Source organism: Qipengyuania citrea, assembly GCF_024171405.1.
Taxonomy (GTDB): domain Bacteria; phylum Pseudomonadota; class Alphaproteobacteria; order Sphingomonadales; family Sphingomonadaceae; genus Qipengyuania; species Qipengyuania profunda.
Genome location: NZ_JALJZT010000002.1, coordinates 1,023,427 through 1,044,559 on the forward strand (window position 1 = coordinate 1,023,427; position 21,133 = coordinate 1,044,559).

Here is a 21,133-nt window from a genome sequence, read left to right on the forward strand (position 1 = left end):
GCGCGCGCGGGGTTAAGCGCCCGCAACGTTCACAACCGGATTTTGCACACAGCGTGACTGCCCCTGCCCGTTACTCCCTCCCCGAAGGTATCGTCGGACTGAAGGGCCCGGTCGACAAGCCCGCCCCCGGAACGCTGCCGCTGCGCGGCGATCTGGCGCATGTCGCATTGGCGGATCGGTATCTCGCCGCGCACTATGTGATCCCGCATGTGCGGACCATCGGCAGCGCGCCTGCCACGCTCAAGCTGACCATGCGCGACGATGCCGACGACGGCGCGACCCTCGCTGCCGGTGAGGAGATCGAACTGCTCGACTGCGCGGGCGATTGGGCATGGATCGCCTGCGGTCCCGAGGGGCCGAGCGGCTATGTCCGGCTTGGCATGCTCGCGCCCGGCCAGTGACGCACACTGTCTTCATCGACGGTGCCGCGGGCACCACCGGCCTCGAAATCGCCGAGCGGCTCGAAGGGCGCAGCGAGTTCACCCTCATCCGGCTCGACGATGCGCAGCGCAAGAATGCCGAAGCGCGGCGTGAAGCGCTGAACGAAGCCGATATCGCCATCCTCTGCCTGCCCGACGATGCCGCCCGCGAGGCGGTGGAACTGATCGATCCGGCCAATGGCACGCGCGTCATCGACGCTTCCAGCGCGCATCGCACCACCGAGGGCTGGTGCTATGGTTTTCCCGAACTGGTCGGCAGCGAGCGGGTCGCCGATGCGCGGCGGGTGAGCAATCCGGGGTGCTATCCCACAGGCTTTCTCGCGCTGGTCGCGCCGCTGGTACGCGCAGGTCTCCTCCCCGCGGACTGGCCCTATACCGTCAATGCCGTCAGCGGGTATTCGGGTGGCGGCAAGGCATTGATCGAACGGTTCGAGACCGAAGGCGCGCCGGCATTTCGCGCCTATGGCTATGATCTTGCCCATAAACACCTCCCCGAAATGAAAGCGCATGCCGAGCTTGCGCATCCGGTGTTGTTCGCGCCTTCGGTCGCCGCGGCCTATCGCGGGATGATAGTGGAAGTCCCGCTACATCTCGGTGCGATGGAAAACGATCCGCATGCCGACAGCCTGCGGGATGCGCTCGCCAGCTTCTACGAAAATTCGCCAGTAGTGGCGGTGCACGGCAACGCTCCGGTCGGGGAACTCCTGCTCGACAGGCAAGCCCCACCGTCGGACGACATGGAACTGTTCGTGTTCGGCAACGAAGGTGGCTGGAACGCTCGCCTCGTCGCGCGGCTCGACAATCTCGGCAAGGGAGCCAGCGGAGCCGCAGTGCAGAACCTCAATCTGATGTGCGGCCTGCCCGAAACCGCCGGCTTGCGCTTGCCCGTTGCCTAAAAAACAGGCATCGCCTGTCTGCGCTTCGGGCACGATTGCCCGGACGCGATGCTCGAACCTGCGCACTTACGCCCTGCCGCCCAATTGGCACGGTTCTTGGAACACGGGCGAGCGCGACGCGTAAATTACGTGCATTACGGCTAGCAGAACTCTCGGGGGGACACCGCCAGGTGAAAAAGATCGAAGCGATCATCAAGCCATTCAAGCTCGACGAGGTGAAGGAAGCCCTGCACGAAATCGGCGTGTCGGGGATCACGGTCACCGAGGCCAAAGGCTTCGGGCGGCAGAAAGGCCATACCGAGCTTTATCGCGGCGCCGAATATGTCGTCGATTTCCTGCCCAAGGTGAAACTCGAGGTGGTCGTGCCCGAAGGCATTGCCGACCGCACCGTCGAAGCCATCGCCGCCGCCGCCCAGACCGGGCGCATCGGCGACGGCAAGATTTTCATTTCGTCGATCGAAGGCGCGCTGCGGATCCGCACGGGCGAGCGAGACGACGACGCCATCTGAATAATCGCGGGATCAACCCGCTCCAGCAGTTCCAGTTCAAACGGAGGCAATACCAATGGCAAGTGCAAGCGACGTCCTGAAACAGATCAAGGACGAAGGCATCGAGTGGGTCGACCTGCGGTTCACCGACCCCAAGGGCAAGTGGCAGCATTTGACCATGGTCGCGGGCGTGCTCGGCGAAGACGAACTGGAAGACGGGCTGATGTTCGACGGCTCGTCGATCGCCGGCTGGAAGGTCATCAATGAAAGCGACATGATCCTCAAGCCCGACCTCGAGCGGGTCTATGTCGATCCCTTCAGCGCCGAACCGATGCTGATCGTCTTCTGCGACATCGTCGAGCCCTCGACCGGCGAATGGTATGCGCGCGACCCGCGCTCCACCGCCAAGCGCGCCGAAGCCTATCTCAAATCGACCGGCGTCGGCGACACGATCTATGTCGGCCCCGAAGCCGAATTCTTCATGTTCGATGATGTCCGTTTCGAAGACGGCTATGCCGGATCGGGCTTCACCCTCGACGATGTCGAACTGCCGACCAACAGCGGCCGCGAATATGAAAGCGGCAACCTCGCCCACCGGCCGCGCGCCAAGGGCGGCTATTTCCCCGTCGCCCCGGTCGACAGCGCCGTCGACATCCGCGGCGAAATGGTTTCGACCATGATCGAAATGGGCCTGCCCTGCGACAAGCACCATCACGAAGTGGCCGCCGCGCAGCACGAGCTCGGCCTGACCTTCGGCACGCTGGTCGAAACCGCCGACAACATGCAGATCTACAAATATGTCGTGCACCAGGTCGCGCATATCTACGGCAAGACCGCGACCTTCATGCCCAAGCCGATCAAGGACGACAACGGCTCGGGCATGCACACGCATATGTCGATCTGGGAGGAAGGCAAGCCGACCTTCGCCGGCAACCAGTATGGCGGGCTGAGCGAGAATTGCCTCTATTACATCGGCGGGGTCATCAAGCACGCCAAGGCACTCAACGCCTTCACCAACCCGACCACCAACAGCTACAAGCGTCTGGTGCCGGGCTTCGAGGCGCCCGTGCTGCTCGCCTATTCGGCACGTAACCGCTCGGCCTCGTGCCGCATTCCCTATGGTGCGGGCGACAAGGCCAAGCGCGTCGAGTTCCGCTTCCCCGATGCGATGGCCAACCCCTATCTCGCCTATGCCGCGCTGCTGATGGCCGGTCTCGACGGGATCACCAACAAGATCCATCCGGGCGAAGCGATGGACAAGAACCTCTACGATCTGCCGCCCGCCGAACTGGCCGACGTGCCGACCGTCTGCGGCAGCCTGCGCGAAGCGCTCGAGGCGCTGATGGCCGACCACGAGTTCCTGCTCAAGGGCGACGTCTTCACCAAGGACCAGATCGAAGCCTATTGCGAGTTGAAATGGGAAGAAGTCCTGCGTGTCGAAACCACGCCCTGCGCGGCCGAATTCGACATGTACTATAGCTCGTGATCCGATTCCGCCGGTAACGGCAGAATGATTTTGACTGGGCGGCTGGAGCGATCCGGCCGCCCTTGTCTTTGAACTAAATCAAAAAGTGCGTCCCTTAAGCAACAATAAACCATAAAACATGACGGGAGGGGAGCGCAAAGCCCTTCCCTTTTCGTCCCCCCCGGTTCTAGAACATTCGCATTGCGCGGCTTGGGCGCGCCTTAACGAATATTTCCTGGAGGGACACTCGGAATGAAATCCACGTTCAATCGCACCGGAAGCCGCCTTTTGGCTGGCGCCGCAACCATCGCCTTGTCGACAGTCGCGCTGAGCACGCCGGCTCACGCCATCGTCCCCAACGACAATTATACGCCCGACGATATCGTCGATAACGACGAAGACTTCAGCGGCGTTGGCATGTTCTTCCGCAACGACGGCTTCGTCTGCTCGGGTACGCTGATCAATCCGCGGACGGTGCTGTTCGCCGCGCACTGCGTTAACGATGTGGCCGAAACAGATTTTCGCGACGATGCGCTCCGGGCGGCGTGGTCATTCAACGTCAATGCGCTGCCGGGCTTCCAGAACTGGATCGGCAACGCCTTCACAAGCAATCCCGATCTCGCAGTCTTCGACGTCAACCGTATCTATTACGATCCGAGGTCGGTCGCGCGTCCCGACGGCCAAGGCTTCCTAGAAGGTGATATCGCCCTCGCCAGCCTCGACACGCCAGCAGCCGACCTGCCGACCTGGTCGCTGCTGTTCTCGCCCTTGCCGACGCCCGAGGAAATCGACGACACCGATGGCACTGGCTATCACGTCAACATCACCGGCTACGGCCGCACCGGCTCGGGAACCGCGGGCGACAATCTCGGCATCGACTGGCGCCGCAAATCGGCCGAAAACATGCTCGGCTCGCTGACCTCGTTCGACGACCGCAACACTTTCCTGTTCGGCGCGGCCTTCGGCGATCTGCCGCAGGTCCTCTACCGGCTCGACTTCGACGATCCCAACAAGACCAATCCGTTCGACTTCAACCTCTACAAGGATGAACCGCGCGAACGCGAAGGCACGACCGCAGGCGGCGACTCGGGTGGCCCGCTGATCCTCGATGCCGCGAACAACACGCTGAGCGACGAAGACCTCGTCATCGCGGTGCTGTCGGGTGGTTCGCGCTTCTTCGGCCCGCAGGTCTTCTCCAGCTACGGCACCGAAAGCTTCTACCAGCCGCTTTACCTGTTCTGGGATTATATCGTCGCCACCAACCCCTATCGCTATGTCTCGGCGGTCGAAGGGGACGGCAATTGGGAAAATGCCGATCACTGGGTCACCACGCTTGATCCCGTCTACCGCATTATCGACGAGAACGGCGATGTGGTGAACGGCCTGCCGACCACGCCGGGCAACGGCGTCACCGGCGATGCGCCGCAATTCGGCGAAGTCTGCTTCGATCCCGAAGGCGACAACCCGGGCGACGGCTGCGAAGACTTGTCCACCGGCGATCCCACCCCGCCCGCGCGCACCGCCGACGGTACGGTCAATTCGGGAATCGGTGAAGCCGATGGCGACATGCTGGATGCGCTGGGCGGCGGGGAAACCCAGGCCTCGCCCGAAGCTGCGGGTGGCCGCGGCGCGCTGGCGCGCAACGGGCTGATCAATGCCAATGAAGCACAGAACGGCGCTCCCGAATTCGCCGAGGAAAACCCGCATGCCAGCGATGGCGGCAGCCCCGAATTCTCGGACGATGCGCTGCCCGATCCCACGCTCGACAACGGCCTGCCCGGGGCGACCGATTTCGTCCCCGACAACATCGATCCGGTCGTAAGCGCGGATGCTGCGGTCAATGTCGACCCGCGCTATTTCGATGTGACGCTGGCCAACGCGGGCACCACCACGCTGAGCAGCGACGTCACCATCGACCGGCTCACCGTACGGAGCACTGCGGGGCTCAACATTACCGCAGACGCCAGCCTGACCTCGCTGATCGACGTCACCCAGTTCGGCGGCACGATCACCGTTGATGGCGGCCTTACCTCGGTTGGCGACTACACCCTCTTCGGCGGCGCGCTGCAGGGCGGCGGGACGATTACCGCGCCCTTCGTGACGGCCTTCATGGGCGCAATCTCTCCTGGGAGGATTGGGACCATCGATACGCTGACTATCGATGGATCGCTGATCATGACTACGGCGTCGACGCTGATGATCGACATCGGACCGAATGGCACTTCCGACCTCGTCGCAGTCACAGGAGAGGCGGCGTTTGGCGCCCCGGCTGACCCTGACGCGGAGGAAGACGAAGAACCGACCGGTCCCATCGTGGCTGTTGGTGCAGGGATACTCGGCCAAGTTAACGGCCTTGGCCAAGTCTATACGATCGTGACTGCTGAGGGGGGCGTGATCGGGGAATTCGTACCCGACGATATTTCGCCGATCCTTCGCCAGTCGTTCACCTACACCGACAACGCCGTGCTGATGGAAATCCTCGCGGCCAGCTATCGTACGGCGGTAACAGCGAATCCGGTGCAGCGCAGCTATGCCCGGCTCTTCGACCAGAACCGTGGCAACGCCGCGCTGGCCGAGCTCTACCAGCTCGATTTCGCAGATGCGGCGACGATCCAGTCGACCTTCGACGGGCTGGCTCCGGTGGCCGAAACCGCGGTCCAGCAATTGGCGACGCAGTCCTTCCACAACCTCCAGTCGTTCAATGCTTCGCGCCTGCGCGAATCGGATCTCGCCAGTTCGGGCGGGACGATCGCCACGCTCGGCAGCCCGATCCAGACCGCCCAGATGTCGGTCTCGCGCGGAAGCCAGCCGATCACGGCGGGTGCGCTCGGGCTCGACCAGAGTGACGAGCCGACGCGGGTACAGGAAGGCGCCATCCGCGAGGATATGGCGATCTACATCGCCGGCGGCCTGCTCCGGGGCAGCGGGGCATCGATGCCCGGCTACACCCAGAGCGATACCGACGTCGATGGCTACTTCTTCGGCGGCGGGATCGAGTACTTCCCCAGCGAACGGTCGATGATCGGCCTGTCGGGCTTCTACTCGGACCTCGAGGCGGATGTGGCGCTCAACCAGCAGGCCGATGCGAAAGCGCTGGCGGTGTCGCTCTATGGCAGCGCCAAGACCGTCGACGGCTTCGTCGTCGATGGCCAGGTCAGCCTGATCGATCTCGATATCGATACCGAGCGGACCGTGTCGTTCCTCGGTGGTTCGCAGACGCTGACCAGCGAAAGCAGCAACCGCGGCTTTGCCGCCGCACTGGGCCTGGCCTACGATTTCGAAGGCCCGCTGGGCACGATCTCGCCGGGCATCGAACTTCGCTACGTCGATCATTCCTTCGATCCGGTGAGCGAAACGGGCGGTTCGCTGGCCCTGACGATCAACCGCGAGGACGTGGAAAGCCTGCAGGGCCGTATCGGGCTCGATTACCAGAGCGCGGGTGGCCCGATCCAGATCGATGCCAATATCGACTTCGTGCATGAGTATGAGGACGGACCCTCGGTCTTTACGGCGCAGTTCGCCAGCGGGACCGGACCGGCCGTTCCATTCCTTCTTGCCGACCAGGCCAAGGACTGGGGCGAAGCAGGCTTCTCGCTGCAATATGTCAGCGGGGGCGCACAGTTCGGCGTCGGCTTCGACACCACGATCGGACGCGACAACGCCGATGCGCAAACCTACCGCGCGATGGCGAGCTTCAAGTTCTAAGCGAAGCCGGACTTTCAGTTCCGACAAGATGGGCCGTCCGGGAAACCGGGCGGCCCTTCTCTTTGGATGAAAGCGTTTTCCTACTCCGTCCGCTTGTGCCTACTCGGTCGGCCTCATTCATCATGGAGGCCGTAGATGAACCGCAAACCGCTATTCGATGCCATCCGCAAGCTTCTGGGCCGCGGATTCCGGCCAGCCGAGGTAGAAGCGCTGGACAAGGCGATCGATACCGTCGCCGGACGCGCTCAAAGGGAGGGGCACGCAGCATGGGCCCCCAGGGGCTCGCGCTTATCCGGCAATTCGAAGGCTGCGCGCGCCTGCGCCCCGACGGAATGGTCGAAGCCTATCCCGATCCGGGCACGGGCGGCGAGCCATGGACCATCGGCTGGGGCGCGACCGGGCCCGGCATCGGTCCGGGCAGCGTATGGACACAGCAGCAATGCGATGCGCGGCTCGAGAGCGACGTCGCACGGCATGCACGGGATGTCGCATTTGTGCTGGGCGATGCACCGACCACGCAGGCCCAATTCGATGCCATGGTCAGCTTCCATTACAACACCGGCGCGATTGCGCGATCGACGTTGCTGCGCTGCCATTTGGCGGGCGATTACAGGGCGGCGGAGGAGGAATTTGCGCGGTGGAACCGGGCCGGCGGACGGGTACTCAAGGGCCTCGTCCGTCGCCGTGCAGCCGAAGCGCGCCTCTATCGCTCACGCTGAAATCCGCGGAATTCTGCCATCCACGCCGAACGATTAGCCGGAACCCGAATGCTCCCGCCGCCGTTAGGCGAGCAAAGGAGTATCCCAAATGCGTATCTTGGTCGCAGGAGCGGCCGCCATCGCACTCGCGACGAGCGGCGCTTACGCCGCGCCCGGCAAGGGGCAGGGAAACGACAAGCCGAATAACGACCGCGGGGCCGCCCAGTTGGAACGGGTCCAGCCAGACCTCGGGCGAGCGAACAGCGTCCGCCAGCGCGCAAAGCCCGATACCGAGCGACGCGAAAACCGCACACCCGGCAAGCCCATCGCACGCGATCGCGGCAATGGCGCGCGCGCCTTCCTCGATCGCGACCGCAACCGCACACTGATCGCCGGATGCCCACCAGGGCTTACGCGCAAGAACACCGATTGTGTTGCACCGGATCAGGCCGGCACCTCCCCGGTCCGCAACCGGCGGTGGAACGGCTACGCCTACGATCCGGGCCTGTTCGGGTTGAGCCATTACGATGCGGGTCGCTATCACTACGAAAGCGGTTACCTGCTGCGCCGCACGAGCGAAGGCCGGGTGACCGGCTATCTCCCCGTGCTTGGCGGGGCGCTGGCGATCGGCAATGTCTGGCCAGCGAGTTACGAGAGTTATGCGGTCCCCGACTATTTCGTCGACTATTACGACCTCGGCCCGATGACGTCCTATCGCTATGCCGAGAACGTCCTCTACCGGGTCGATCCGGAGGATTCCGCGATCACCTCGGTGGCGGGGCTGCTGACCGGCGACACATTCGCCGTCGGGCAGCCGCTACCGGCAGGCTACGATGTCTACAACGTGCCCTATTCCTACCGCGCGCGTTACGCCGATACGGCGGATGCCTGGTACCGCTATTCGGACGGGCATGTGTACCGGATCGATCCCGCAACACAGCTGGTCGCGGCTGTGATCGACCTGCTGGTCTGAAAGTGCACCCATGACACCCTTGGTGAGAACAGGTTTTGCAGCGCTGGCGCTGGCGGCGCTGTCGCTCGTGGGCGGTTGCAGCGAGGCCGAGGACAAGACATCCGCGCCGGTCACGCAAAATGACGCGACGCTGACGCTGGCCGCGGCATTGGGCGCGAACAAGGCGCTCGGCACCTTGCAGAGCGCGATCGAGCAATCGGAGCTTTCGGGCGTCCTCGACGGGCGGGCGAGCTACACGGTGCTTGCCCCCAAGGATCGGGCGTTCGCCGCGCTGGGCGAGGACGGCGCGGCGCTGCTGGAAGACGAGCAGCGCCCAGTACTGATTGCGATATTGCGCGACCACATGCTGCCCGGTCACCTGACACTCGAAGCGATCGGCGCAGCGATCGACCGGCGCGGCGGCCCGGTCACCATGACGACGCTCGGCCAGACCGAGGTCCAGTTCGCCAGATCGGGCGAAACGCTGACGGTTACCATGGACGGCGGCGCTAGCGCGCGTGTTTCCGGCACCGCCATTGCCGCCAATAACGGGGTGCTGATCCCGATCGACACCGTGTTGCTCCCGCCCCGCGGCTGAGCGGCGCCTAATAGTCGCGGCTGATTTCCGCGACCACGCTTTCCCGGCCCACCGTCGAAACCGCCGCCAGCAGCGATAGCCAGCTGGTCACGCGGAACTCCAGCTCGGTCGCGCTATACCCGCGTCCGTCGGTGATGATCTCCGCATAGAAGCGGCGTCCGAAGTTCTTGCCCAGCGCCACGCCGGTGCCGCGGCCCAGCGCCGGGTCGGCACTGACGATCCGCAGGCGATCGAGGCCGATGGCGCTGCGCAGCTGGTTGATCGGATCGAGCCCGCCGCCGCCGCGCAGGCTGGCAACCGCCGCCCCCAATTGCAGTGCATCGGTGGCCGACAGGCTGGTGACCGATCCGCCGAACAGTAGCCGCGCCAGCAATTCCTCTTCGGGCAAGGAGGGGTTCGAGCTGAAGGCGATTTCGGGCTGGGTCGCGCTGCCCTGCACCGTGGCTTCGACGGTCAATCCGTCGCGTTCGGTCTCCGCCACGATATCGAGCCGCGGATCGACCGGCACATTGGCATCGAATTCGATCTCGCCGCGGGTCAGCTCGAATTGCGTTCCGGCAAAGGTGTAGTCGCCGCGCACCACTTCGGCGCTGCCGCCAATGCGGGGGTCGTCGGTGGTCCCGCGCAGGATCACATCGGCCGACCATTCGCTGTCGAGACCCATGCCATCGACATTGATCCGGCTCGCCGCCGTGGCATCGATCAGATAGCGCCACGGCCGAGATGGGGCGACCTGCGGGGCGCGGTTGGCGGGGGCGTTGATCTCGCGCGTGGCAATCTGCGGCAGGCGCAGATCGTCGGACGCGGTGCCCAGCCGCCAGCTCGCCTCATTGACGCGTACGCGGCCCGCAATCGTCCCGCCGAGCCCGTTGGAAACAATCCGCAGCGGTCCGGTGATGGTGGCGCTGAGCCCGCCGGTATCGAGCAGGCGGGCATTGCGCGCCGAGGCACGCAGATCGATGATCGGTCCGCGGATTTCGAGCACCCGGCCTTCCACCGCTTCGCCCAGCGTGCGCAAATCGACGATCCCGCTGCCGCTCACGCTCCCACCGTTCACCGCAGTGCCGGCAAAGCGCGCGATCTGCAGGCGCGATCCGCGGAACCGCCCGCGCAGCGTGATGTCGCGAATATCGGTGCCCGACAGCGAGCTGCGTAATTGCAGCGTGTCGCCCGAGATCGAGCCGCGCACGGTGGGGTCCTGCAAGGTCCCGCTGGCATCGGCAGCGATCGCGATCGGGCCGGTGATATCGAAGGTGTCGAGCGCCGCCAGCCGCCACAGGCTTTCTGCCGCGCCGCGATAACGCAATTGGGCCAGCAGGCTACCGGCACGCAGCCGGTCGATCAGCATCCCCTGCGCGGGCAATCCGGTAATCTGCGCCTGTACACGGCCGCGCTGGATATCCTCATTCTGCAGCAGTGCGCGGGCCTCGAGCTCGCTTTCGGTCAACCGCGCAACCAGCGCCACATTGACCGGACGCGAAGTCAGCACGAGTCCCGAACGGGTGAGCCCGTCGATCTTCACCTTGGCGTCGCTGACTGGCAGACGGTTGGCGCCGATGCGATAGTCCACCGTACCCGAGATCATCCCGCCCAGTCCGGTATCGGGCCGCACGATATCGATCAGCGACAGCGGCATGCGTGCAAGCTTGAAGTCGAAATCGAGATCGCCGCCGCCAAAGCTGCCCGAAGCGATCATCCCGCCATCGCCATAGGACAATTGCGTTGGCGCAAGACGCCAACCGCCATTGTCGAGGCTGGTAAGCACCGCGCCGCGCGGCATGGAAATGCGGCGTCCGGCAAACTCGCCCTGTGCGGCCAGCGCGATCTGGTCGGGGCGGATGCCCGCGTTTACATCGAGGACGAACCGGCCGCTGCGCCGCCCCGAAAGCGATGCATCGACGCTGCCTACGCCGTTCTCGATCTCGCCCTGCGCCGCCAGCCGTCCGATAAACAGCGTGCCATAGGAGAGCCCGACCGCAGTGCCCGTGCCGGAAAAGCTCGTATGGCCTTTGCGGATCAGTCCCGAGGCGTCGATATCCGCGCGTGCGATCCGCAGCGGCGTCTCACCGCCAAAGCGCGCATTGCGGGCCTTGAGCGCGATATCCAGTCCCTGTCCGCCGCCACGCGGTGCCAGCGCGACAGTGCCGTCGAGCCCGCCCCCGGCGAAGGCGAGCGTTCCGTCGGAGCCGCCATCGACCAGCGTCAGCCCGCCGGTGACATTCGTTTCGGATACGCGCATGCTCTCGATCGCGATCCGGGTCGGCCCACCCTCGGGCGCCAGCAGCGCCAGCTGTCCGGCGAAAGGCCCGAGGAGCGACTCGCCCTCGGTATCGATCGCAAAGCCTTCCTCGCTTGGCGCGATTGTCAGGCGAACATTCTCGAGCCCGGTCGCGGGGCTGGCGAAGACCAGCGCGGCGCTGGGCCCAGCGTCGGTCACGCTGGCTTCGACGGTGAAGGGGCCGTAATCGACATGCGTGCCGCTGCCCGCCACCTGGGTGGTACCATCGCGGACGCTGCCGTCGAGCGCGAGGCTCAGCTTGCTGGCATCGACGCGCAAACGGTTGAAGTCGAGCGGCGCATTGCCGCCGACCGCGACACCGCCGCGAACGCGGATCGGTGTCCCGGCGAGATTGGCCAGCGTGGCATTGGTTACCGGCGCGATCCGCGCGTCGAGATCGGCCGCCAGCCGCCAGGGTGCCCCCGACGCCAGCACGAAGTCGATCACGGCGGTCCCGCCCAGCGTACCGACATTGTCGAGCGCTAGCCGCTCCGCGCGGACCGGACCGCGCAGCTCGTAACGGCCGCTCGCCAGATCGCCGCGCAGCGCGAGATTCGCCGACGTGCCGGGGAAGGCTACGCTCAGATCGTCGGACAGCAGCGTCGAACCGCTGAGCACCAGAGTGCCGCGGCCCACGCCGTCGACCAGCCGCGGATCGACCCAGGCATTGCCGCTGGTGACCTTTGCGACCGCGACATCGAGCGGCAGCGTCCAGCGCGTCCCGTCATACCCCGCAGTGCCCTGTTGCCGCAGCCCTGCCAGCACGGTGCCTTCGAGGTCCAGTTCGCCGATGCGCAAATCATGGACCACCGCCAGATCGTCGAACGCGCCGTCGAGCGTGGCCGAAAGGCGCGTGTTGCGGAGCGCCATACCTTCACCCAGCACATTCGGATCGCGCACGCGGGCGACAAGCTCCAGCTGCTCGGCGCGGTTGGCTGCGAGGTCGACCAGTCCATTTGCATCGAGGCTCAGCCCGCGCCCGATCAGGGTCGTCCGGCCATCGAAAGCGCGGTCGTCGATCGCCAGATCGGCCTTCAGCGCGACATCATCGCCCAGCGCGCGCGCGGGGATACCCGAGAGGAAATCGGACGGATCGAACTTGCCCAGCAGGCCGAAGCGGCCCGCCTGGTTGGTGACACGCATGGCCGCCACGCGCTCGTTCTCGCTACGCACCAGCAGCCCGCCAGTCCATTGCGACCAGGTTCCATCGCCGCGCAGCCGCGCGGTGTAGGCGCGGTCGAGCCTGGCCAACGCTGCCAGCGGGCCATCGGCGGCCGCAGCAAGATCGAAGGAGAGATCGAAATCGTCGCCATCGGGTTCGGCGTCGAGCAGCAGCGCCAGCCGGTCCCGCTCGCCCAGCGCGCCGTCCACATCGAGCAGCAGGCGCCGGTCGGTGACCGTCGCATTCCCGCTCAGATCGACCCGCTGCGCCTGATCCCCGGCAATGCCGGGTGCGAGCGTGAGCCGGTCGATCGTGAAGTCTTCTACCGCGATGTCGAAACCGGGCAGGATCGGTCCTTCTTCCTCGCTCGGCAGGAATTCGGGGATCCGCGCCAGCGTCGCGCGGCGCGCGGCGAAGGTGTCGATCTCCAGCCGGTTCGACAGCCAGGCGCCGGGGTTCCAGTCGACCTCCGCGCGCGGGATCGTCAGGAACACGCCCTGCGGATCGGACAGCCGCACATCGTGCAGCACCGCTGCGCCGTAAAGATTGCCCTCGATCCGCCCGATCTGGACGTTCAGGCCGTTGGGGAAAGTCCGCTCGGCGATCCGGTTGGCAAGGAAACGTTCGCCCAGCGGGGTGTTGAGCATGGCCAGCGCGCCGACGATGACCAGCACCAATGCGCCGACAATGCCCAGCAGCCATTTGCGACCACGCGGCCGGCGGCGGGCGGCGGGCTCGGTTTCGCTCAACGCGTCCTCGCTCATCAGAAGGCCTGTCCGAGCGAGATATAGACCCCGACCGCGGAGTCTTCGGGTTCGGGATTGAGCGGTATGCCCACGTCGAAGCGGATCGGGCCGAAGCCGGTCGCGTACCGCAAGCCTATGCCCGCGCCCATCTTGATCTCGGCGAAATCGGGCGTGGTCGAGGTGGACACGCTGCCCAGATCGAAGAACGGCACGACCGACACCGCGCCATCGAAGAAGCCGGTCCCGATCCGCGCCTCGAGCGAGGCTTCGACCAGGCTGCGCCCGCCGGTCGGCTCCATGAATTCGTTCTTGGGTCCGATCGCCTGATAGCCATAGCCGCGCACCGAGCCCCCGCCGCCCGCATAGAGCCGCCGCGACGGCGCGATGCCGACGAGGTCGGCGCCCTGGATGCTGGCGAAGGCCCCGCGCGCCGCGATCACCGTGCGCGCGCCGACCGACTGGTAGAACGCGCCGTCAACGCGGTTACGCAGGTAATAATACTGCTCGCCCTCGGTGCGCGAGGTTTCGGGGGCGAGGAACCCGGTCACCCGGAACCCGCGCGTCGGGTCGAGCAGCGAGTCGCTGGTATCGATCGTCGCTCGGCCGAACAGCGAGGCGACGAAATAGGTCTGGCGGGGCCGCGCCACGCCATCGACGATGCGGTTACGTTCGTCGGTCGCAAGCACTTCGGCGCCGATGCCCCAGGCGAGCGGTTTCTGGAACAATAGCGTCGAGGTGCGTTCATAGGTCCCGGTCAGCGCCACCGTGCGCGCATCATAGGCGGTGGTATCGATGCTCGACGCATAGGCATCGACGGTGAGCACCTTGTCGCGGCCGCCGAAATTGTTCTTGCGGAAGGTCACCCCGGCCAGCTGTTCGCGCGTGCCGAGGATGCCGCGCAGCCGCAGCGCGCCTTCGGGCGGGAAGAAGTTGCGGTGTTCCCAGCTTGCCTGGATACGTACGCCCTCTTCGGAGCCATAGCCGATCGCGCCCGCGATCGTCCGCAGTTTGGCGCGTTCGAGCGTGACGTCCATTGCCACCACGCCGGGTTCGTCACCCTGCGGCGGCGACACTTCGCGCGCTTCGACGCCGACGGTCGATACCAGCCCCGTGGCGGTCACCGCGCGGCGCAGGTCGAAAGCGAGGCTGCGCTGGTAAACATCGCCTGCATCGAACCGCGCGATGCTGGCAAGATGGCGGCTGGAGAGAAACGCCTCGTCGCTGCTGACGACCTCGCCGAAGACATATTTGCCGTTCGGGCGAACCGGCATGGTCAGGTCACCCTCGACCCGCTCGTGATCGATCAGCAGTTCGGGATTGTCGATCTCGGCAAAGGCGTAACCGGTCTCGCCCAGAGCGCGATCGAGATCGAACCGTTCGGCGAGGATATCGTCCGATTGGAGATAATCACCCGGGCGGATTTCGAAGGCGTCGCGCAGATCGCCGGCATCGGGCGCCGCGGCCAGATCGCCCAGCGCAATCGCGCCATAGGTGTAGCGCGGCCCCGGAATGACATCGAACCGCACGCGCGGGCGCTGGTCGGCCGCCTCCTCGCCCGCATTGCGCGTGGCGATGGTGCGGACGATCTCGCCGTCGTAATAGCCATAGACGCGCAGCAGCGTGCGCAGCAGTTCCTCGTCCTTGCGCGCGCGTGCGGCAAGCTGGGCGACATTCTCGTCACCATCATCGAGTTCCTCGATCGTCGACAGCGCCTCGAACCGGTCGATGAAATCCCCGCGCTCGCTGAACGGCGGTTCCTTCTGCGGGAAGCCCAGCACCAGCGTATCGGACAGTTCTTCCAGATCCGCTTCGTCGAAAGCGATCTGCGGCACATCGGCCAGCAGGTCGGCAAAGACGATATCGGTTTCGGGTTCGAGCGGCTCGAGCGGTTCGAAGACGATATCTTCGGGCCATGCCACCGACATGCCCGGAATTTCGGAGACCGCGGTCTCGGCCCGGAGGTCGCTCGCGCTGTCGTCCACGGCCATTTCGGTAGGCGCGTCAGTGCCTTGCTGCGCCCAGGCCTCGGGATCGCTGACCGCGCTGTCGGGGATCAGGTCTTCGAGCGAAGGCGGAGCATCGGCATCCTGCGCCGCGAGCGGCTGGACGCCCGCGATTGCAATCGCGGCAAGACAGGTAGCCAGCGCGTGACGCGCCAGGTCAGTCGGCAATCCGGTACTCGGCCGCGAGCCCGTCCTTGGCCGGCAGCGCTTCGTCGCGGCGGCTGGTGCGCGGGGCGGTAGCAGCGGCGATGAGGCGCTTCTGCTCGTCATCGGACATGCGCTCCCATCCGCCGCGGGTAAGTCGTTCGAGCGGACGATAGCGGACTTTGTATTGCATCCGCTCAGCCCCATCGACCCAATAGCCGAGATAGACATAGGGCAGGCCGCTGGCGGCAGCACGGCGAATATGGTCGAGGATAATGTAGTTCCCAAGCCCGGCGCGATCCCCATGCTCAGAGTTGTAGAAGCTGTAGATCATCGACAGCCCATCACCCTGATAATCTGTTAGGCACGCCCCCACGAGGCGGCCCGGTTCGGTGCCGATGCCCGGCTCCCGATATTCAATGACATAGCTGGTGACACTGGTGTGTTCCACCATGTCGGCAAAGTCACTTTCCTCCATCTGCGTCATCCCGCCACCGGGGTGGCGGGCTGCAAGGTAACTCTGCAACAGCTCGAATTGTTCCGCAGTTGCCCAGGGACGGCATTCGGTGGCGATCAGATCGTCATTGGCCTTGAGCGTGCGCTTCTGCGACGAGGACGGCTTGAACTCGTCTGCTACCACCCGCACCGAGACGCAGGCCTGGCAATCGAGGCAGGACGGGCGGTAGGCGACAGTCTGGCTGCGACGGAAGCCGATCCGGCCAAGCGCTTCGTTCAGTTCGTCGGCATTGTCGCCGCGCAGTTCGGTAAAGACCTTACGCTCGCTCTTGCCCGGCAGATACGGACACGGCGCAGGGCTGGTCACGAAGAAGCGGGGGAAGCGAATCGGTGCGGTCACTTTGGGTTGCATCCTCTCAGAGGTTAACAATTCCTTACCTGTCGCAGACATTAATGACAGAGCGGGTCTCTGGTTAAAACCCTCTTAACCATGAAAAGCGCAAACCGCCCGTCGAACGGTCTCTTCGAGACTGGGATATCGGGCCGCGCCGAGCGCTGGCCCGCGACCGGGATCAGGCCAGTTCGGCCAGTTCCACGGTGTAGCCTTTTTCGCGCAGGTTGCGCACCAGCCGGTCGATCTGCTCGCCATCGCGTGCTTCGCATTCGATCTCGGCAGTCAGCCCCTTGGCCGGCAGCGTGGTGAAGATGCGCTGGTGATAGATTTCGATGATGTTGACGTTATGCGCGTTGAATTCGCGCATCACCTTGAACAGCGCGCCGGGGCGATCCTGCAAGACGACCTGCAACCGCGCCAGGCGGCCCGACCGCGCGAGATCGCGCAGCAGCACATTGGCGAGCAGGCGGGTGTCGATATTGCCGCCGCACAGCACCAGGCCGATGGTCTTGCCGGCGAATTTCTCCGGGTTGGACAGGACCGCCGCAAGCCCTGCCGCGCCCGCCCCTTCGACCACCGTCTTCTCGATCTGCAGCAGCAGCGACACCGAATGTTCGAGCGTGGATTCCTTGACCAGCAACACCTCATCCACCAGTTCGGCGATGATCTGGCGGGTGAATGCACCCGGCGCCTTGACCGCGATCCCTTCGGCCAGCGTATCGCCCCCGCAGGGGCGATCATCGCCGGTGACGGCGGAATACATCGAGGGGTAAAGCTCGGCCTGCACCCCGACCATCTCGATCTCGGGCTTGAGCGCCTTGGCCACGGTTGCCATCCCGCTCATCAGCCCGCCGCCGCCGATCGGCACGACGAGGCAATCGAAATCGTCCTTCTCGGCCAGCATTTCGAGCGCCACCGTACCCTGCCCCGCAGCGACCAGCGGATCGTCGAAGGGATGGACGAAGGTTAGCCCGCGTTCCTGCTCGAGTTCGAGCGCATGGGCATAGGCTTCGTCGAAAGTCTCGCCGAACAGCACCACATTGCCGCCAACGCTCTGCGTCTGCATCACTTTCACGCTGGGCGTGGTTTCGGGCATCACGATGGTCACCGGCACGCCCAGACGGCGGCCATGATAGCTCAGCCCCTGCGAGTGATTGCCGGCCGAGGCGGCGATGACGCCGCGTGCACGCTGCTCCTCGTCGAGATGCAGTAGCGCATTGAGCGCGCCGCGTTCCTTGTAGGCGGCGGTGAACTGGTGGTTCTCGAACTTGAGCCAGATGTCGGCTCCGGTAATTTCCGACAAGGTCTGCGAGCGCAGCATCGGCGTGCGCACCACCGCGCCTTCGATCCGTGCCGCGGCAGCGCGGACATCGTCGAGGGTGAGGAGGTCGGTGGCCTTGGTCGCGGCCCGCACGGGAGATGCCTTTGTCATCCTTCGCCCCTACGGCGCGCGGCCACAGGGCGCAATCGCCGAAAGGGTTTGCCTCAACCAAGCTTTGCCTTATCGCGAACCATCGAATTCGAGACGGGACCGCAGTGAAATGACACGCAAATTCCTCGCCGCCATGATCGCCCTGACGCTCGCCGCACCGGCGCAGGCCGATGTGCTGATCGACAATGTCGAAGGTATCACCATCGGCGAAGACGGCACGATCCAGCGCTTCACCGCAATGGTCATCGACGACGACGGCAAGGTCGCGCAGATCCTTTCCGCCAAGGACAAGAAGCCGCAGACCGATTACCGCGAAGATGGCGAAGGCGCGGTGATGATCCCGGGGCTGGTCGATGCGCATGCGCATGTCATGGGGATCGGGATCGGCGCGCTGACGCTCGACCTGTCGGACACCACTTCGCTCGAAGAGGCGCTCGACAAGATCCGCCGCTTCGCCGCCGAAAACGAGGCCCGGCCGTGGATCCTCGGGCGCGGCTGGAACCAGGAAAAATGGGGCCTTGGCCGGTTCCCGACCGCCGCCGAACTCGACCGCGCGGTATCCGACCGTCCGGTCTATCTCCAGCGGGTCGACGGCCATGCCGGCTGGGCCAATAGCCTCGCAATGCAGGCAGCAGGCATCGACGCGAACACCAAGAGCCCGGCGGGCGGGCGCGTCGAACGGCTTCCCGGTTCGCAAGCCCCCGCAGGCGTGTTCGTCGATGCCGCCGAAGCGCTGATGATACGCGCGATCCCCGCACCGCGCCCCAACGAGCGCGATCTCGCCTTTGCCGAGGCGCAGAAGGTGCTGCACAGTTTCGGGATCACCGCCGTGGCCGACATGGGCACGTCGATCGAGGATTGGCAGGCGTTCCGCCGCGCAGGGGACACAGGCGCGCTGACGCTGCGCATCATGGCCTATGCCGCAGGGCCCGACCAAATGGAGCTGATCGCGGGCGCACGTCCTTCGCCGTGGCTGTACGACGACAAGCTGCGGCTGAACGGGGTCAAGATCTACCTCGATGGCGCATTGGGCAGCCGCGGGGCGTGGCTCAAGCGGCCCTATGCCGACGATCCGGGCAATACGGGCCTGCCGCTGACCGGTCCGGCCAAGCTGCGCAATATCCTCGTGCGCGCCGCACAGGGCAATTTCCAGCCCGCGATCCACGCGATCGGCACCGCCGCCAATGAAGACGCGCTCAACGCGATTGCCGAACTCGCCGAAAGCTTCCCCGGCGATCGCCGCTGGCGGATCGAGCATGCGCAAATCGTCGATCCCGTCGACCTGCCCAAGTTCGGGCAGCACGGCATCATCGCCTCGATGCAGCCCGTCCACCAGACCAGCGACCGCGTGATGGCCGAAGCCCGGCTGGGCGCCGACCGCCTCGACGGCGCCTATGCCTGGAACACCATCCTCGGGCTTGGCGGACGGCTGGCTTTCGGGTCGGACGCCCCGGTGGAATCGCCCGATCCCTTTGCCGGCCTGGCCGCCGCGGTTACGCGGATGGATGCCGCTGGCGAGCCCTTCGGCGGCTGGCGCGCGCAGGACCGGGTCAATCGCGAACAGGCGCTGGCGGGGTTCACCAGCGAAGCCGCCTATTCCGGTTTCGCCGAAGGCCGCTTCGGGCGGCTACTGCCCGGCGAACGCGCCGATTTCGTGCTGATCGACCGCGATCCGATGCTCGCTTCACCCGGCGAATTGCGCGCCACCAAGGTGCTCGAGACCTGGGTCGGCGGGCGTAAGGTTTACGACGCCGACTGAGTTTCCTCGGCCTGCTCGTCTTCCGCCTTGCGGCGCTTTTCGGTCAGCCGCATCAGCAGCAGCGAGCCTTCGAACAGCAGCAGCAGCGGGATGGCCAGCAGCAGCTGCGATCCCGGGTCGGGCGGCGTGATGATCGCCGCCACGGCCACGATCAGCACGATCACGTAGCGCCGCGCGGATACCAGTTGCGCGCGCGTGACGATCCCTGCGCGGTGCAGCAGCAACAGCAGCACGGGGAGCAGGAAGCTCATCCCGAAGGCGAGGATGAACTGCATCACCAGCCCGAGATATTCGTTCGCGGTCGGCAGCGCCTGGATCTCGAGCCCGCCGGCCGTCCCCTCGAAACCGAGGAACCACTCGAAAGCGGTCGGCATGACGACGTAATAGGCGAGCGAGGCGCCCATCAGGAACAGCACCGGCGTGGCCAGCAGGAAAGGCAGGAAGGCCTTCTTTTCCTTCGCATAAAGCCCCGGCGCGACGAACGCCCACAGCTGGTTGGCGATGACCGGGAAGCTCAGGCAGAAGCCGGCAAACAGCGCGACCTTCAGCTCGACGAAGAACACTTCGTAGAGCTTGGTGAAGATCAGCTGCCCCTCGCCCGCGGGAAAGGCGTTCTTGAGCGGCTGGATCAGGAAGCCGAGGATCGGATCGGCGAAATAGAGGCACCCGCCGAAGGCCAGCGCCAGCGCCAGCACGCAGCGGACCAGCCGCGCGCGCAGTTCGATCAGGTGGTCGAGCAGCGGGGCCTGGCTTTCGTCGATATCCTTGATCACCGCCATCTCAGCCGTCCTTGCCCGGCGGGGGCGGATCGAGTGGCGGCGAGCCCGGCGGCGGGGACGACGGTTCGTCCGCATGTTCGGGTGCCTTCACCGGGGCGGCGCGCTTGATCGCGGCTTCGGCGGCGGCGTCGGCATCGGGCACGTCATCGGCTGCGGCAAGCGGTTCCATTTTGCCCTCGAGCAAATTCTCGGGCGCCCCCCCTTCGGGGGCCGAGCCATCGGGATATTCGGCCATGATCTGCTTGTTACGCGCGGCCCACTTCTCTTCCATTTCCTCGATCTCGGCCTGGCGGACGACCTCGTCCAGCCCGGCGCGGAAATGGCTCGACATGCGGCGCAGCTTGCCGATCCAGCGACCGGCATGTTTCAGCGCCTTAGGCATGTCACTGGGACCGATCACGAGGATCGCCACAATGACGATCACCAGCAATTCGCTGGCGCCGATATCGAACATGGCCTGCCTCCGCCTGCTAGCGGATCACTTGGTGTCGGAGGTCTGCTTGACCTGGTCGGGGGTCAGCCCCTCGTCGGCCGGCTTGGCGTCATGCCCAAGCTGCTTCGCGGGCGCTTCTTCCTCGTTCATGCCTTGCTTGAAGCTTTTGATGCCCTTGCCGAAATCACCCATCATTTCGGAAATGCGACCCCGGCCGAACAGGACGAGGACGACGACGGCGATGATGGCGAGCTGCCAGACACTGAGACCCATGGGACCTTCTCTTTCAGATTGCTTGGCACCGA

Annotated in this window: 16 protein-coding genes; 9 read left to right on the forward strand and 7 right to left on the reverse strand. The window is 65.3% G+C overall.

Translation table 11 applies throughout. From position 1 onward, the window contains the following. The first annotated feature begins 53 nt into the window (after positions 1 to 53). From J2S32_RS06035 to J2S32_RS06070, 8 genes are all read left to right on the forward strand, one after another. The gene (locus J2S32_RS06035; RefSeq protein ID WP_253518217.1) at positions 54 to 401 is read left to right on the forward strand and encodes a hypothetical protein; all 348 of its coding nucleotides are present in this window, start codon (positions 54 to 56) and stop codon (positions 399 to 401) included. After that, positions 398 to 1,336, forward strand: coding sequence for an N-acetyl-gamma-glutamyl-phosphate reductase (argC, locus tag J2S32_RS06040; RefSeq protein WP_253518221.1), 939 nt, complete (start codon positions 398 to 400; stop codon positions 1,334 to 1,336). Before J2S32_RS06035 ends, argC begins: the two co-directional genes overlap by 4 nt. A 170-nt stretch (positions 1,337 to 1,506) precedes the next feature. Then, the gene (locus tag J2S32_RS06045; RefSeq protein WP_067462894.1) at positions 1,507 to 1,845 is read left to right on the forward strand and encodes a P-II family nitrogen regulator; all 339 of its coding nucleotides are present in this window, start codon (positions 1,507 to 1,509) and stop codon (positions 1,843 to 1,845) included. 55 nt (positions 1,846 to 1,900) lie between these two features. Further along, complete coding sequence (gene glnA, locus J2S32_RS06050; protein ID WP_253518226.1) at positions 1,901 to 3,310, forward strand: type I glutamate--ammonia ligase; 1,410 nt, start codon at positions 1,901 to 1,903, stop codon at positions 3,308 to 3,310. Between the two features lie 231 nt (positions 3,311 to 3,541). Further along, entirely contained in the window at positions 3,542 to 6,994 is a 3,453-nt protein-coding gene (locus tag J2S32_RS06055) for an autotransporter domain-containing protein (protein WP_253518231.1), read from the forward strand. Between the two features lie 266 nt (positions 6,995 to 7,260). Then, on the forward strand, positions 7,261 to 7,713 hold the full coding sequence (locus J2S32_RS06060; RefSeq protein WP_253518246.1) for a lysozyme: 453 nt from the start codon (positions 7,261 to 7,263) through the stop codon (positions 7,711 to 7,713). Positions 7,714 to 7,801: 88 nt separating this feature from the next. After that, positions 7,802 to 8,665 carry a hypothetical protein gene (locus J2S32_RS06065; RefSeq protein WP_253518249.1) on the forward strand — a complete coding sequence of 288 codons (864 nt, stop codon included), beginning with the start codon at positions 7,802 to 7,804 and terminating at the stop codon, positions 8,663 to 8,665. A gap of 22 nt (positions 8,666 to 8,687) precedes the next feature. Next, the gene (locus tag J2S32_RS06070; protein ID WP_253518252.1) at positions 8,688 to 9,242 is read left to right on the forward strand and encodes a fasciclin domain-containing protein; all 555 of its coding nucleotides are present in this window, start codon (positions 8,688 to 8,690) and stop codon (positions 9,240 to 9,242) included. Between the two features lie 7 nt (positions 9,243 to 9,249). Here J2S32_RS06070 and J2S32_RS06075 read toward each other — a convergent pair whose 3' ends face one another. From J2S32_RS06075 to J2S32_RS06090, 4 genes are all read right to left on the reverse strand, one after another. After that, positions 9,250 to 13,446, reverse strand: coding sequence for a translocation/assembly module TamB domain-containing protein (locus J2S32_RS06075; RefSeq protein ID WP_253518256.1), 4,197 nt, complete (start codon positions 13,444 to 13,446; stop codon positions 9,250 to 9,252). Continuing rightward, positions 13,446 to 15,599 carry an autotransporter assembly complex protein TamA gene (locus tag J2S32_RS06080; protein WP_253518259.1) on the reverse strand — a complete coding sequence of 718 codons (2,154 nt, stop codon included), beginning with the start codon at positions 15,597 to 15,599 and terminating at the stop codon, positions 13,446 to 13,448. The genes J2S32_RS06075 and J2S32_RS06080 overlap by 1 nt, the downstream gene beginning before the upstream one ends. Beyond that, entirely contained in the window at positions 15,589 to 16,431 is an 843-nt protein-coding gene (locus tag J2S32_RS06085) for an arginyltransferase (RefSeq protein ID WP_253518262.1), read from the reverse strand. Before J2S32_RS06085 ends, J2S32_RS06080 begins: the two co-directional genes overlap by 11 nt. A gap of 172 nt (positions 16,432 to 16,603) precedes the next feature. Then, entirely contained in the window at positions 16,604 to 17,857 is a 1,254-nt protein-coding gene (locus J2S32_RS06090; RefSeq protein WP_253518281.1) for a threonine ammonia-lyase, read from the reverse strand. Between the two features lie 109 nt (positions 17,858 to 17,966). Here J2S32_RS06090 and J2S32_RS06095 point away from each other — a divergent pair, with 109 nt between their 5' ends. Then, positions 17,967 to 19,616, forward strand: coding sequence for an amidohydrolase (locus J2S32_RS06095; RefSeq protein ID WP_253518284.1), 1,650 nt, complete (start codon positions 17,967 to 17,969; stop codon positions 19,614 to 19,616). Here the strand turns inward: J2S32_RS06095 and tatC are convergent. Genes tatC through J2S32_RS06110 form a run of 3 tightly spaced genes read right to left on the reverse strand, consistent with a single transcriptional unit; the run spans position 19,601 to position 21,101 of the window. After that, positions 19,601 to 20,395, reverse strand: a complete 795-nt coding sequence (gene tatC, locus J2S32_RS06100) for a twin-arginine translocase subunit TatC (RefSeq protein WP_253518288.1) — start codon at positions 20,393 to 20,395, stop codon at positions 19,601 to 19,603. The genes J2S32_RS06095 and tatC overlap by 16 nt on opposite strands. Before the next feature lies 1 nt (position 20,396). Further along, on the reverse strand, positions 20,397 to 20,849 hold the full coding sequence (tatB, locus tag J2S32_RS06105; protein ID WP_253518291.1) for a Sec-independent protein translocase protein TatB: 453 nt from the start codon (positions 20,847 to 20,849) through the stop codon (positions 20,397 to 20,399). Positions 20,850 to 20,873: 24 nt separating this feature from the next. Next, the gene (locus J2S32_RS06110) at positions 20,874 to 21,101 is read right to left on the reverse strand and encodes a twin-arginine translocase TatA/TatE family subunit (protein ID WP_253518294.1); all 228 of its coding nucleotides are present in this window, start codon (positions 21,099 to 21,101) and stop codon (positions 20,874 to 20,876) included. Positions 21,102 to 21,133: the final 32 nt, after the last annotated feature.

Coding starts and splice junctions, on each gene's coding strand:
- J2S32_RS06090 (WP_253518281.1), bottom strand. CDS start 17,857: ATGACAAAGGCATCTCCCGTGCGGGCCGCGACCAAGGCCACCGACCTC.
- glnA (WP_253518226.1), top strand. CDS start 1,901: ATGGCAAGTGCAAGCGACGTCCTGAAACAGATCAAGGACGAAGGCATC.
- J2S32_RS06075 (WP_253518256.1), bottom strand. CDS start 13,446: ATGAGCGAGGACGCGTTGAGCGAAACCGAGCCCGCCGCCCGCCGCCGG.
- J2S32_RS06110 (WP_253518294.1), bottom strand. CDS start 21,101: ATGGGTCTCAGTGTCTGGCAGCTCGCCATCATCGCCGTCGTCGTCCTC.
- J2S32_RS06060 (WP_253518246.1), top strand. CDS start 7,261: ATGGGCCCCCAGGGGCTCGCGCTTATCCGGCAATTCGAAGGCTGCGCG.
- tatB (WP_253518291.1), bottom strand. CDS start 20,849: ATGTTCGATATCGGCGCCAGCGAATTGCTGGTGATCGTCATTGTGGCG.
- J2S32_RS06095 (WP_253518284.1), top strand. CDS start 17,967: ATGACACGCAAATTCCTCGCCGCCATGATCGCCCTGACGCTCGCCGCA.
- J2S32_RS06055 (WP_253518231.1), top strand. CDS start 3,542: ATGAAATCCACGTTCAATCGCACCGGAAGCCGCCTTTTGGCTGGCGCC.
- J2S32_RS06065 (WP_253518249.1), top strand. CDS start 7,802: ATGCGTATCTTGGTCGCAGGAGCGGCCGCCATCGCACTCGCGACGAGC.
- tatC (WP_253518288.1), bottom strand. CDS start 20,395: ATGGCGGTGATCAAGGATATCGACGAAAGCCAGGCCCCGCTGCTCGAC.